The sequence below is a fragment of the uncultured Campylobacter sp. genome (assembly GCF_938030785.1).
Classification (GTDB): Bacteria; Campylobacterota; Campylobacteria; order Campylobacterales; family Campylobacteraceae; genus Campylobacter_B.
The window spans coordinates 12,075-25,388 of sequence record NZ_CALHIK010000069.1; the positions used below are offsets into that span (position 1 = coordinate 12,075).

Consider the following 13,314-nt stretch of genomic DNA (forward strand, 5'->3'; position numbering starts at 1 on the left):
CCGTGCGGCGCGGCAAGATCGCGTGCGTTGCGGTTTGGCAGTTTACTTTGCGGCGGCACAGAGGCGGCGATTGACTTGATAGATAAAACATACGGCAGCGTTTGTTTGACGACGCATGTTGAATTGATAATGTGCGGCACATATTATCAAAGGTGCGCGACGAGCGGCGAACGTTTTATTGAAAGAGTGTGGGGCGAGCGGCTTTTGCAGGCTTAGCGGTTAAGCGACATAGCGCAAAGCTCGCTTATTTGCCGCTTTTGAGCTAGCATGCAAAGCGCTTTGTAGATCAAAATTTTAAAATTTTAATCCGCGAGCTTGAGTGAAATTTTGAAATTTTAAAGGCGTTGTTTCTTTTGAGACCGTCGTTTTCGTAAAATTTCAAAATTTTAAAATTTCGGCTAAATTTGATTTAGCGGATCTGATCGCAAGTGCGGCGCCGCGAGTTAAATTAAGGCGCAGCTAAATTTAAAAGCGGCGCTGCCAGAATTACAATGCGGCGAGCAAGGCTAAATTTAAATTTTAAAAGCATAGCGCCTAAAATTTGAACGCCGAAGCTAAATTTAAAATATCGAAGCGCGGTAATAATCGCGCCGATCGCGCCTGCGGCAAGAGCCTAACCGCCGTAACAAAAACCAAAACCACCGCAACAAAGCCTAGCCGGCCGCGGTAAAACAAAATTGCCGCGGCAAAAAACCAAGCCCTCGCGGCTAAATTTAAGGATTACAAAGATTGCGACGAACGATATTTTTAAAAACAGCTACCATAATTTTAAGCGTGTTTTACCCTTTCGGCCTCTATTTTTTGCACGGCGGCGCGCGGGTCTGCTTGCTCGCGGCTATGAGCGCGCTATGGGGCGCGCGAGCTGTTTTTGAAAGTAAAGATCGCGCTATTAAGGGCGCGAGCGCGGCATTTTTTGCGCTGTGCGCTATATTTGGCAGCGGAGCGCTTGCGTATCTGTATCCACTCATAATAAATTTCTCGCTCGCGGCGCTTTTTGCGCTCAGCCTAAGATCGACGCCCGCGATCACGCGCCTAGCGCTTTTGAAGCGGCCAGGTCTCAACGAGCACGGCCGCGCCTACACGCGCAAGCTGACCGAAATTTGGCTCGGATTTTTCGTGCTAAACGGCCTACTTAGCGCGGCGCTGCTGTTACCGCGAGATAAAATTTATTGGAGCGTTTATTGCGGCGCGATCTCATACGTCCTCATCGGCGCGCTGATCGGCGGCGAGATGATTTTTAGGAAATTTTATGTTAAAAAATTTGATTAGTTATTTGAGGCCTTACGAGCGCGAAATCCTTGCCGCGGCGGCTCTTGCGCGCGATTTGGCGGAAACTCGGTGCAAGCAGAGCGAAGCGGCAAGCTTAAAAGGCGCGGATAAACTCCGAAGCAGCGCGGCAAGCGCAAATTTAAAAGGCGCGGAAAATTCCAGTAGAAGCGCAAATCTCAATGATGCGAAAAATTCTATCGACGGCGCAGGTGCCGCGCGCGCCCTGCAAGCGGCGCAGACGCAAGAGCAAAAAAACGCGCCGATGATCGAAATTTACGGCGAAGACGCGGCAGAGTTCATTGCGTTTTTTTTCGGCGCGCTGATTGCGGGCTTTGCGCCCGTGCTGCTGCGAGAGCCCAAATTTAGCGGCGAATTTCATCTCGGCGGCGACGTGAAAATTCTAAATCTCGCCGCAGCACAAAATTTAGACGAATTCTGCTCCCATGATTTAGAAAACATTTCGCCGCACGATACCGAAAAATCTGCGCCTAAAATTTCATCTAAAAACGCGCCGCAAAATCACGCGCCGTGCGAGCAAGAGGCTGTCTCTTTGCATCTGCTGCGCGCCGATCAAAAATTTTATATCAAAACTTCGGGCTCTACGGGCGAGGCGAAAAATATCGAAAAAAGCCTGCGCGATATGGTTTTGGAGGCGGAATTTTTGGTAGAACGATTCGGTCTTTGCGCAAGCGATCGATTTTTATCTGGCGTCTCGCACCAAAATATGTTCGGGCTCACCTTTAGCATCTTCGTGCCGCTGCTTTGCGGCTCACGCACGCAAAAAGGCGGGCTAAACTACCCTGAAATCATCCTCGCAGCCGATCTTGCAGGCGCCGTGCTGATCAGCTCGCCCACGGTGCTAGGTACGCTGTGCGAGCACGCAGATGCTGCAAACATAGCACCTTTGAGCACCATTTTTAGCGCGGGTGCGCCGCTAAGTCCTGCGATCCGAGATAGGTTGGCGGCGCTTAGCAGTGCCCGAATCATCGATATTTACGGCTCCAGCGAAACTGGCGTGATCGCCTCCAACGAGGGCGCGGGGCTTAAGAAATTCGCTCCCGTTAGCGTGCAGATCCGCACGGATATCGATAGCGGCGGTACGGCAAAACGCGAGGGCGAGCTCTTTGATCCTGCGGCAAGCTCTTGCGGCGAAAATTCTATGGCAGAGCCTAAAACGCGCTGTGCGGACGGGCAAAATACAGACGGGCAAGACACAAACCGCTTGGGCGAGCAGGCGTCTAAATTTAGTGCAGACGCTGGCGATAAAACCGCAGCCAGCCAGAAAAACAGCTCCGCACCGAGCTCCGCGACGAAACACGACGATAAATTTGCGCAGGCAGAGGGGCTTTGCGATAAATTTGGGGCAAAGCAGCCCGCCGACAAATTTTCGCAAACGGGCGAGTTTACGATCAGCTCTCCTTGGTGCGAGCGCTTTGAAAGCCGCGATTTCGGCTATGTGCGCGCAGACGAGATCACGCTTTTGGGGCGCGGCGACCGCACCGTCAAAATCAACGAAAACCGCGTGAGCCTCGATCTGCTCGAAGCCAAACTCCGCTCGCACGAATTTATCGGCGAGTGCAGGATCGATCTACACCCGCAGCGCGACCGCGCCGTAGCTCTTATCAAGCTTAGCGAGCGCGGCGAGCAGGCGTTTCGCGCAGGCGGCAAAAAGGGCGTCACGGATGAATTAAAGGCCTTTTTGAAGCCCGAATTCGGCGCGATTTTGCGCTACTTCAAAATCGCGAACAAGCTGCCTTTTAACGAGCAGGGCAAGCTAAGCAAAAAGGACTTTTTAAGCGCCCTACAGCGTTACGAGGTGCCGGTTTTTGAGCGGAGCGCGGAGAATGAGTTTTGCGCGAAGGTGCGTGCAAGCGATTTTTATTTCGACGGACACTTTGCGCGATTTCCGCTAGTGCCCGCGTTTATGCAGCTTCGCTTCGTATTGATCTGCGCAAAAGCCCTCGGCTACGAGCTGGACGGCACGCAAAAGATAGAAAATTTAAAATTTAAAAATTTCATCCGCCCGGGCGATGAAATTTTAATCAAAATCACCGAGGCAAGCGGCAAACTCCGCTTTGAAATTTCAAACGACAAGGTCTGCGCCAGTGGAAGAATTTACCTTTAAGCCCGCGTTTTTGCTGCCCTACTTCAACCACCCCGCGCGTATCGCCGAGCTCGTGCACGCCCTGGCGCCCATCGCGCCCGTGCTGATCGTGGACGACGGCAGCGACGAAGCGAGCAAAAGCGCGCTAAAGGGGCTTGCGGCTCAAATTTACACCCGCGCGCAAAACGGCGGCAAAGGCGCTGCCGTGTGCGACGGACTGGCGTGGGCGAAGGAGCTTGGATTTACGCATGCCTTTCAGATCGATGCGGATTTTCAGCACGACGTAAGCAGATGCGAGGAGTTTTTGACGTTTGCGGCGCGGCAGCCCGCCGCGCTGATCTGCGCTGCGCCAGTGTATGACGAAAGCGCGCCCAGATCCCGCTTGCACGGACGCAAGATAATGAATTTTTGGTGCGTGATAAATACCCTCTCGCACCGCATAAAAGACGCGATGTGCGGCTTCAGAATCTACCCGCTAGAGGGGATCGTGCCGCTTCTTCCCCGCACCAAAAGCCGCAGAATGAGCTTTGATGCCGAAATTTTAATCCTGGCCGTGCGCGCGGGGCTAGAGATAAAATGGCTCGATCTAGCGGTACGCTACGAAGCGGGCGGAGTAAGCCACTTCGCGCCGTTTCGGGATAATTTCGGAATTTCGCTGATGCACGCGAGGCTATTTTGCGGACTTCCGCTTTGGCTTGCAAAAAGAGCACTTCGCCGCTTTAGCTCGCTTTTTAGCGACGATGGCGGGCATAATGACGCGATAAGGCCGCGCAACATGATCGGTGCGGTGAAAAAGCACGATCGAGGCGCCGTAGAAAATAGCCGCGATATGGGGGCGCAAAATGATCTCGTCGCTGCACGAGAGCTGAAGGCTAAGAGCGCATATAGCGAGCCTTCCGTGCAAAAAGGTGCAAAGAGCGCTCCCGCCGCCGCAGAAGAAAGCCCTTGTGCCGTAAAAGATCTCGATTCAAGCACGACGGAAAATAGCCGCGACGAGAGGGAACGAGAGGATACCAACACTGCGCAAAAGCTCATAGCAAAAAGTGGGCGCGAAACGACCGGCAGCGGTACGCAGGCTAAACACTGGAGCGAAAACAACGAAAAGGCGGGCGCGGCGCTTTTAAATTTAACCCGCTTCATCACGCTTCACACGCCTGATTTTTGTATGCGAGGCACCGCGCTTTGCATCTCGGCGATCTATTTTGCGCTGCTTAAAAACGAGCGGCGCGCAATCGGGGAGTTTTTGCGGCGCGCGCTTGATCGCGAGCCCAAGATACGCGAAATTTACGCGAATTTTTATAAATTTTCCCTCAGTCTGTGCGAAAAAATCGCGGTTTGGAACGGCAAGATCGCGCTGGATCAAATTCGCGTACAAAGCGGTATGAAGGAGCTTTTAAGCGACGGAACGGGCAAAATTTTAATCACTTCTCACTTCGGCAACACCGAGATCGCGCGCGCCCTTTCGGCAAGCACGGCGGGGATAAAAATCAACGTGCTGATCTTTCGCAAGCACAGCGAAAATTTTATGAAATTTATCGAAAAAATGGGCGGCGGCGTGAAAATTCTATACGTCGGCGAGCTCGGTATCGGCGAGATGCTGCAAATCAAAGAGCTGCTGCAAAACGGCGAACATATCGCGGTAATGGGCGATCGCATGCCGGTGGGCTCGGATAAATTTCAAAGCGAGGATTTTTTAGGGCGCAGCGCGAACTTCCCGATCGGCGGCTATCTGCTCGCAAAAATTTTGGACGCGCCGCTATTTAGCCTATGGTGCTACGAGGGGCGCGAAGGGCGTGAGCTACGACTGCAGCCGCTACCTGCGCCGCTAAAGAGCCGCGATAAGGCGCGATCGGTCGCTCCGCCGCTTAAATGCTACGTGCGGCAGCTCGAGCTTTATGCCAAAGAATTTCCTTCTCAATGGTATAATTTCTTTGATTTTTGGGCGCAAGGGAAAAATGCGAACGATATAGAGCGCGACGGCGCGCAAAATTTCGACGAGACGGGTTCAAACGCTGCGTCAAATTTAAATGGCGCAGCGGATTTAAATGACACGGCGAGTTCAAGTACGGCGTCAAATTTAAAAAGTACGGCGGGCTCGGATACTGCGCTAAATTTAGATAATTCAAATTTGAGCGCTGCAAAATCCGCCGCGCAAGACGAAAAATTTCATAGCGGAGAGAGGAATGAAAGAGTATAAATTTCGCGCCAGATTTTACGACGCCGATCCGATGGGCGTGATGTGGCACGGCAACTACGTAAAGCTCTGCGAGGACGCTAGATGCGAGTTTTGGCGCGAGGCGGGCTACACATATATGCAGATGAGAGATGATGGATTTATATATCCCATTATCAAAATGGAGTTTAAATTTATCGCTCCGATACTTTTTGACGACGAGGTTACGGTGAGCATCGAGCTGCTTGAGTGCGACACGATAATAAAATTTTCATACCGAATCAAAAGCCCGTTGGGCGCGCTATTGGCCAAGGCAACTACGTCGCAAGCCGCGGTGGAGCTTGATTCCAAAAGGACGCTGTATGAGATACCGCCGCAACTAAGGGCGTGCGCGGATAAAATTTTAGCAAAGAAAAATTCCGCGAGTAAAATTTCGGTGGCAGATAAAATTTCAGCAGCAGATAAAATTTCATCGGCAAGCAAATCCGCGCCAGAGCGAGACCGCTCTCAAAACGCCGCGGCGAATGAAATTTTGTCTAGCGATAACGAGCAGTGAAATTTAGCGAGCATAAAAATTTAAAGGACTACGATGAAAATTTTAGCTTTATTTTTAGCGATTTTGGGACTTGCGAGCGCGCTTGAAGTAAGCGATCTGGCACTTAAGACCGACAATATCGGCGGCAAATTTAGCGAAACGCTCAGCATAGAGGGCTTTGCCGAGCCCGTGCGAAGCAGCGGCGAGTTTAGGATCAAAGGCGGCGAGCTGTTTTGGACGACGCTAAAGCCGGTGCGAAGCGAGCTGAAAATCGGCGCGGACGGCGTTTTTGAGCGCAGCGGCACGGCGTGGGTCAAAAGCGCCGATTCGCTTTTTGATAAGGACACCTTTTTGGCGATCTCGCGCCTGGACGTAGCGCGACTTAGCAAAAATTTCTCGATCGCGCTAAGCGGCAGCAAAGATGCGTGGCGCGCCGAACTAAGCCCAAAAGGGATGCTACAAAATATCTTTAAAAATATCGTGATCGAGGGCGGCGCCTACGTCAGGGTGCTGCGAATTAGCAGCGCTAACGGCGACGTGAGCGAAAACGTATTTTCAGGCGTCGTGAGCTTAGATGAGTAAGAGCGCGATCCTAGCGGCATTCGGCGCGGCATTCATCGCGCTTTGCGCCTTTATAGCGTTAAATTTAAACCGCGTAAATTCCGATTTTTACGAGCTAAGCGGCATCGAAATTTCGGGCGCGCAGAAACAGAGCGTCGAGGATTTCAACCGCGAGATTGCGCGGCAAATCATCGTCGCAAGTGCGGAGAGAGCGAACTTTGACGCGTTCATTGCAGATATGCAAAAAAGCGGGCTTTTTGAGAGCATAATCTATGAAGTAAAGGACGCGAGCGTGTATCAGAGCGAGCTTGCGCGCTTTGCGCCCGCGATGCTAGACGATGCGAGCGTAGAGCTTTTAAAAAGCGATCCGCAGGCTTTTTTTGAGCGTAGCGCGCGTGAGCTTTACTCAAAATTTCGCCCGCTTGGCCTCTCACAGGATTTTTTCTCGCTCAGCCTTCACTCGCGCCTTAGCTCTCGCGGCGCTATCAGACTTGATCCTGCGCAAAACCGCTTCATCGCGACCATTGACGGCGCGCCGCACTACTTCGCTACGGCCAAACTCGCTCCGAAAGCAAACGACGACGCGCTTAGCACTCTGGTGCACGAAGCGCAAAAGAGCGAAATTTTAATCTCCGGCACCGCCCTTTTTAGCGCATTGGGCAAAAGCGCGGGCGTGCGCGAAAGCTCCGTCGCGGGCGCCGTTTCGCTTAGCCTGTGTGCGGCGCTGCTGCTGGCGGCATTTTCGCGCGCACGGATCTTCTGTCTGCTACTGCCCGCGCTTTTCGGGCTTGCCTGCGGCGTAGCGGCTACGATGGCGATCCGCGGCTCGATCCACATCCTAAGCGCCGTGGTTTCGACGAGCCTAATCGGGCTGATGCTGGATTACGCGGTGCACTGGCTGGGCGCAAACATCGCGCGCAAAATCGAGGCTCGCTCGATAAAAAGCATGCGAAACATCCTACTTCTAGGGTTTTTCATCACGGCCGGAGGCTACTTCGTATTTTTATTTAGCCCGTTTTTTTTGCTAAAAGAGATCGCGATCTTTGCCATAGCCGCACTTGCGGGGGCATTTTGCTTTAGCTACTTCGCCCTGCCGCTACTTCTTGAAGGAGCGGAATTTCGCCCCGCCCCGCTCTTTGCAAAAGCTCTTGAACTCTACGCAAAGGCGCTTTGCAAGATAAGCTTAAGCTTTAAAGCGCTCGCCATCATTTGCGCGGCGCTGCTTGCGTTTTTGTATTTTAAAATGGAGCTTAAGGACGACGTCAGCGAATACGCGAGCTTGGATAAAAACCTAATCGCGATGAGCGCCAAGCTCGCAAGCATCGGAGGCTCCAGCTTCGATCTGATCGTGGGCAATGATGCAAGCGCGGTAGCCAAAGAGGCCGTAGCGCGCGGTCTTGCGGACTCCTACACTGGTGCGCCGATTTTGGATCCCGCTACGCAGAGCTTTATCAAGCAAGCCTTTGCAAACTACGATAGAAGTGCGTTTTTACATCTCGGGCTTAGCCGTGAGCTCGTGGACGCAAACTTTGCTAAGATCGCAGATGCGCCCATTTTAAGCTACGAGCAGGCTAGAAGCTCCGTCCTTTTTGCCGCGATGCCGAGTATCGATCCGCATATCGCTTTTTTGCGCGGCGTGCGCGATAAAGCGGCCGTAAGCGAGCTTGCCGCGCAGATGGGCGCGCTGCATCTAAATATGCGAAGCGCCGTAAGCGAGGCGTTTTCGCAGATCAAAATCAACGCCTTGTATCTAAAATGCGCCGCGTACGCCCTTGCGTTCGCACTATTGTGGGCGTTTTTCGGCGCGCGGACGGCGTGGCTGATCGTCATCTGCGTTTTTGCGACAAATTTAGCCGTGCTTGCCCTGCTTAGCGTATTCGGCGTGAGCGTGAATATATTTGCGATCTTTGCGCTGATCCTATCAGGCGCCGTGGGGATCGACTATATGATCTTTGCAAACAACGACAAGATGACACTTAGCGATAAAATTTTCGGCATCACACTCGCGTCTCTTACCAGCATTATCTCCTTTTTCACGCTCGCTTTCAGCTCCACCAAGGCCGTGGCGCTGTTTGGGCTCTGCGTCAGCCTCAATATCGCGCTAGCGGCGATCTTGGCGCAAGTTTTAGCAGCGAGCAAGAAAAACTAATCAAGCGAAAGTCAAAGGGCCGAAAGTACTAAATAGACGCTATTTGCGTCGCTTGCAGATAAAATTTTATAAAAGAGCGCGCCGTAAATTTACGTAGCCTCGGCGAATAAAAATTTAGCCTAGCGCGCCGCAAGATAAAATTTAGTCTGCATGTGCAAGATAAAATTTAACCGATTGGGGCGCAAGATAAAATTTGAGATGAAATTTCGACCAAGCAAGCTGCGAACCGAAATTTAAAAAACAAGGTTGCGGGATAAATTTTAAAAGCCGATCTTTGGCGCAGCGTCTCGAAGCATGCTATTAAATTTAAACCTATGCAGTGCATTTTTAAATTTAACCTTGCGGCGCGTTATTAAATTTAAATCTGCGCGCCGATCCGCCCTACGCGTCGCTTTTGCCTGCTTTTATCATCTTTATAAATTCCTTTGCGAGCTTGGAAGGTTTTTTATACACGACCGAAAACGACACGTCCAAAAGCGGCTCATCCGCGACGTCAAAGAGCGTGATGTAGTCTTTTTGCGTCTCAAAAATGTACCGCGCGAAGCTGAAGCTGACGCAAAGCCCCGCCGCGACCATCGCGTTAGCCACGTACAGATAGGAGGTGTCGCAGAAAATTTGAGGCGTAAAGCCCGCATTTTCGAATATTTTTTTAAAGTTCGACTCGCTTTTTAAAATTTTACTGCTGATTGCAAATTTATCGGATTTGAACTCGCTAAGTGCGATTTTAGGGTATTTCTCGGTAGAATTTATGCTCGCTCGCGAAACGGCAGGATGAGAGGAGCAGACGCTTAGAAGCAGCCTGCGCTTTTTTATAAACTCGCACTCAAGCCCCTCTGCAGCAAGCTCGCCGAAGTGCGCGGCATAGATGACATCAAGCTCGCCGCTTTTTAGCATCTCGATGAGCGCGGGCTCGGAGTGAGCGTGCACGACCCTGATATCGGCTTTGGAAAACCTGCTGTAAAACATCGCGATGATCTTTTCGATAAATTTAAAGCTGGTCGAGGTCGCGCCGATTACGAGCTTGCCCGTCTTAATCGACGAAAGCCCGCGGATTTCGTTATTTAGCTCCTTATTGAGCCTAAGCATATTTTTCGCTCTGGCGATGTAAATTTCGCCCGCGTATGTAAGTTCAAGGCCGTTTTTCCTATCGAAAATTTCGATCCCGAGCTCCTTTTCCAAAAGCATAATGCTCTTAGAAAGCGACGGCTGGGCGATGCCAAGCTCGCTCGCCGCTTTTGTAAAGCTTTTAAGCTCCGAAATTTTTACCGCAAATTCCATATGTCGCAGGCTCATTTTTTGCCCCTTCGGTTGAAATTTTATAGCCTTTAGCTATTAAATTATATACCAAATAACATTTGACTTACATAAAGATTTAATATAAAATTACGACATTAATCTTTAAGATTAAAAAATCTCTAAGTAAAGGGGCAATATGGAGAGACGCGATATACTGAAAATGGGTATGGTAGGCGCCGGCGCACTCGCACTTAGCGCGGTAAATGTGCAAGCAAGCGCAGTGGACGCAAAGGACGTCAAATTTGACGAAGAGTGGGACGTTATCATCATCGGTAGCGGGTTTGCGGGACTTGCGGCGGGCTTAAAAGCAGCCGAGAAAGGCAACAAAGTCTTGATTCTCGAAAAGATGGGCCGCATCGGCGGAAACTCCGTCATCAACGGCGGCGGTATGAGCGTGCCGATGAACCCCGTGCAGGAAAAAACGGGCGTTAAAGACAGCAAAGAGCTATTTATGAACGACTGCTTAAAGGCGGGTCTTGGCATCAACCATCCAGAGCTTTTGGGCACCCTAGCCGATCGCGGCTTGGACGCATTTAAATTCCTCGTCGATAGCGGCGTGCAATTTAAGATGGATCACTGCGCCCACTTCGGCGGGCACAGCGTCGCGCGCTCGATGCTAACTACAAATGATAGCGGCTCTGGCTACATCCAGCCTATGCTTGAAAAATTTGAAGCGCTAAAAGATAAGGGCTGCGAGCTTCGCCGCCGCGCAAAATTTGACGATTTCGTAATGGACGAAGGTCGCGTAGCGGGCGTCGTGATCCGCGAGGAGTATAAATTTGATCCGAATCTTTACAGCGACGATCTTGAAAACACCAGCGGTACAAAAAAGACGCTCAAAGCCAAAAAAGGCGTAGTGCTCGCAGCGGGCGGATTTTGCCGCGATAAAATTTTCCGCAAACTTCAAGATCCGCGCATTCCCGATGACGTCGATAGCACAAATCACGCGGGAGCTACCGCGGGCGCGCTACTAAAAGCCTTTGAGATCGGCGCGTATCCGGTGCAGGTCGATTGGATCCAGTTCGGTCCGTGGGCGAGCCCCGATGAGAAGGGCTTCGGTACCGCTCCGATCCTAACTCAGCAAGGCACCTTTAAATACGGTATCGCCGTGGACGTGCGCACGGGCAAGCGTTTTATGAACGAGCTTGCAGATCGCAAGACTCGTGCGGATGCGGAATTTAAAATTTTACGCGAGGATCCGAAAGCCTATCCGATAACCTTCGCCGATACTAAAATGGCGTTTAAAGACCTAAGCGAAGAGATTATTTCTAAAGGCATGGCAGGCGGTAAGGTAGTGGGCGAATGCGCGAGCCTAGATGAGATCGCCAGTAAATACGGCGTGCCTGCGGATGCCTTAAAAGAGAGCGTCAAAAAATACAACGAAGGCGTTAAGGCGAAAAAAGACGAATTCGGCAAGCAAGAAAGCGCGCTTAGCGAGATCAACGAAGCGGGACCTTTCTACGTCATCCGCCTATCGCCGAAGCCTCACCACACGATGGGCGGTCTAAAGATCAACGAAAAAGCGGAGGTAATCTCTTCTAAAACCAATAAGCCGATCCCGGGGCTTTGGGCTGCGGGCGAGATCACCGGCGGAACTCACGGAGCAAGCCGCTTAGGCACCGTCGCGATCACCGACTGCATAGTTTTCGGAATGATCGCGGGCGAGCAGATCGCCTAACTAGGCCCGAGCGCAAGCTCTTTAAAGCCTTGCCGGGTTAGCGAAAGCGGGCCCGCAAGGCACTTCTACAAAAGGTTGTAAATGAAAAATTTCAGTTTTACGGCATTAATTTTGTGCTGTATCATCGCGACTTTGTTCGGCGCGCCGTCTGCCAACGACGCCAACGCCACGGACATAGTCGTTTCAGATGAGCTTCGGGCAAAATACAAAATCAAACCTCATCACGAGCATTTGTCGTTTGACTGCGTCGATTGCCACATAAATCAAGGAAGCGATCCGTCTAAATTTAAAAGCATCGGCGACAAGGGCTGTATCAGCTGCCACGGCGATAAAAAGCAGCTCGCTTTGAGGCTTAAATTTATGGATACGCTTAAGGCTAATCCGCATAACTCCGTCCACGACGGTCCTACGCTATACTGCGACGAATGCCACAACGAGCACAAGGCATCTACGAATATGTGTACCGAATGCCACGAGCACGAAGTGCCGCAATGGATGGGGGTGACACCATGAGAATTTCTAAAAAATTACTAGCGCTTATCATCTTAATAAGCGGCATTATAGGGTTTTTCGTCGTCGTGCCGGTGCACTACGCGCTTGAGCAAACAAGCACCGATAAATTTTGCGACGTCTGCCACGAGATGGATCCGATGGTGATCGCCTATCAAGACGACGTCCACTCGGGCAAGGGCAAAACGGGCGTCAAAGCCCAATGCGTCGACTGCCACCTACCGCACGACAATATCGTAAAATACGTCTATCAAAAGGCCAAAAACGGCGTGCTGGAGGGCTACTCGCACTTCTTTGACGAGCCTGAGAAATACGACTGGAGCGCAAGGCGCAAAAACCGAGAGCATTATGTGTTTGACAACGGCTGCACGAGTTGCCACGCTACCGTGATCGACAGCAAGATCACCTCCGAGCAGGCGCAGCGCATGCACGCGCACTACAAAAAGCTCCTAGGCACCGAGCGCGAGCTTAAATGCGCGAGCTGCCATGTAAGCGCGGGCCACGGCATCGGGCTTCGCAACTACCTAGAGTACTGGCGACCGACGTATAAAATTTACGAAAAAAAGATGATGGAGGAGAAGATCAAAGCAAAGAAGGGATTTTTCGGCGACGAGTATAAACCGAGTGCCGAAGAGCAGGCGTTTATGGACGCTTCTAGCGCGAAGAAATAACACCTTGAGATTATAAGCGCTTCAATTCACGCTTTAATTCACATTCCGCCGCGGGTTAAATTTAAAACTCAAATTTAGGGCTTCGATTTAATCCGCGGCGATTAAATTTAGCGAAGTTAAATTTATCTCGCTTTTATTCCGCTTGATCTGCAAGTAAAATTTTATCTTTTTTCATCTCTTTTACGCTTTACGAACGAGCTTTAAAATTTATCAAATTTAAAATTTTACTAGAAGGCAGCTGTGCAAAAATCATTGCTTTTTTTTGATATCTTAGCCCGTATACTAGGGCGCAGTCAACGCCTGCTATATTAAGGGCTTAAAGACAAACATCAGTTTGCCGATGTCAGATATACAGTGCGCTTATTCTA

Annotated in this window: 10 protein-coding genes; 9 read left to right on the forward strand and 1 reads right to left on the reverse strand. The window is 51.0% G+C overall.

Going from position 1 to position 13,314, the window contains the following annotated elements; all coding sequences use genetic code 11:
• The first annotated feature begins 729 nt into the window (after positions 1 to 729).
• The 6 genes from Q0438_RS03630 to Q0438_RS03655 are packed head-to-tail and all read left to right on the forward strand — an operon-like array spanning position 730 to position 8,791.
• The gene (locus Q0438_RS03630) at positions 730 to 1,269 is read left to right on the forward strand and encodes a DNA gyrase subunit B (protein ID WP_299187475.1); all 540 of its coding nucleotides are present in this window, start codon (positions 730 to 732) and stop codon (positions 1,267 to 1,269) included.
• Positions 1,250 to 3,394, forward strand: a complete 2,145-nt coding sequence (locus Q0438_RS03635) for an AMP-binding protein (protein ID WP_299187478.1) — start codon at positions 1,250 to 1,252, stop codon at positions 3,392 to 3,394. The genes Q0438_RS03630 and Q0438_RS03635 overlap by 20 nt, the downstream gene beginning before the upstream one ends.
• Positions 3,375 to 5,570, forward strand: a complete 2,196-nt coding sequence (locus tag Q0438_RS03640; protein WP_299187480.1) for a glycosyltransferase — start codon at positions 3,375 to 3,377, stop codon at positions 5,568 to 5,570. The genes Q0438_RS03635 and Q0438_RS03640 overlap by 20 nt, the downstream gene beginning before the upstream one ends.
• Positions 5,557 to 6,102 carry a thioesterase family protein gene (locus tag Q0438_RS03645; RefSeq protein ID WP_299187482.1) on the forward strand — a complete coding sequence of 182 codons (546 nt, stop codon included), beginning with the start codon at positions 5,557 to 5,559 and terminating at the stop codon, positions 6,100 to 6,102. Before Q0438_RS03640 ends, Q0438_RS03645 begins: the two co-directional genes overlap by 14 nt.
• A gap of 33 nt (positions 6,103 to 6,135) precedes the next feature.
• Positions 6,136 to 6,663, forward strand: a complete 528-nt coding sequence (locus Q0438_RS03650) for an outer membrane lipoprotein carrier protein LolA (protein WP_299187484.1) — start codon at positions 6,136 to 6,138, stop codon at positions 6,661 to 6,663.
• The gene (locus Q0438_RS03655) at positions 6,656 to 8,791 is read left to right on the forward strand and encodes a hypothetical protein (RefSeq protein WP_299187486.1); all 2,136 of its coding nucleotides are present in this window, start codon (positions 6,656 to 6,658) and stop codon (positions 8,789 to 8,791) included. The genes Q0438_RS03650 and Q0438_RS03655 overlap by 8 nt, the downstream gene beginning before the upstream one ends.
• Positions 8,792 to 9,172: 381 nt before the next feature.
• Here Q0438_RS03655 and Q0438_RS03660 read toward each other — a convergent pair whose 3' ends face one another.
• Positions 9,173 to 10,084 (reverse strand): LysR family transcriptional regulator, encoded by a 912-nt coding sequence (locus Q0438_RS03660; protein WP_299187487.1) that lies wholly within the window; start codon positions 10,082 to 10,084, stop codon positions 9,173 to 9,175.
• Between the two features lie 139 nt (positions 10,085 to 10,223).
• Between Q0438_RS03660 and Q0438_RS03665 the strand changes: the two genes are divergently transcribed.
• The 3 genes from Q0438_RS03665 (at position 10,224) to Q0438_RS03675 (ending at position 12,946) form a co-directional block, all read left to right on the forward strand.
• On the forward strand, positions 10,224 to 11,765 hold the full coding sequence (locus Q0438_RS03665) for a flavocytochrome c (protein ID WP_299187489.1): 1,542 nt from the start codon (positions 10,224 to 10,226) through the stop codon (positions 11,763 to 11,765).
• An 81-nt stretch (positions 11,766 to 11,846) separates the two neighbouring features.
• Positions 11,847 to 12,278: a cytochrome c3 family protein gene (locus tag Q0438_RS03670; protein ID WP_299187491.1), complete on the forward strand. Its 432-nt coding sequence runs from the start codon at positions 11,847 to 11,849 to the stop codon at positions 12,276 to 12,278.
• Positions 12,275 to 12,946 carry a NapC/NirT family cytochrome c gene (locus Q0438_RS03675; RefSeq protein ID WP_299187526.1) on the forward strand — a complete coding sequence of 224 codons (672 nt, stop codon included), beginning with the start codon at positions 12,275 to 12,277 and terminating at the stop codon, positions 12,944 to 12,946. The genes Q0438_RS03670 and Q0438_RS03675 overlap by 4 nt, the downstream gene beginning before the upstream one ends.
• Positions 12,947 to 13,314 lie beyond the last annotated feature (368 nt).

What these genes read in the sequence shown, in the direction of transcription:
- Q0438_RS03635 (WP_299187478.1), top strand. Translation starts at nt 1,250, where the DNA reads ATGTTAAAAAATTTGATTAGTTATTTGAGGCCTTACGAGCGCGAAATC.
- Q0438_RS03645 (WP_299187482.1), top strand. Translation starts at nt 5,557, where the DNA reads ATGAAAGAGTATAAATTTCGCGCCAGATTTTACGACGCCGATCCGATG.
- Q0438_RS03650 (WP_299187484.1), top strand. Translation starts at nt 6,136, where the DNA reads ATGAAAATTTTAGCTTTATTTTTAGCGATTTTGGGACTTGCGAGCGCG.
- Q0438_RS03655 (WP_299187486.1), top strand. Translation starts at nt 6,656, where the DNA reads ATGAGTAAGAGCGCGATCCTAGCGGCATTCGGCGCGGCATTCATCGCG.
- Q0438_RS03660 (WP_299187487.1), bottom strand. Translation starts at nt 10,084, where the DNA reads ATGAGCCTGCGACATATGGAATTTGCGGTAAAAATTTCGGAGCTTAAA.
- Q0438_RS03665 (WP_299187489.1), top strand. Translation starts at nt 10,224, where the DNA reads ATGGAGAGACGCGATATACTGAAAATGGGTATGGTAGGCGCCGGCGCA.
- Q0438_RS03670 (WP_299187491.1), top strand. Translation starts at nt 11,847, where the DNA reads ATGAAAAATTTCAGTTTTACGGCATTAATTTTGTGCTGTATCATCGCG.
- Q0438_RS03675 (WP_299187526.1), top strand. Translation starts at nt 12,275, where the DNA reads ATGAGAATTTCTAAAAAATTACTAGCGCTTATCATCTTAATAAGCGGC.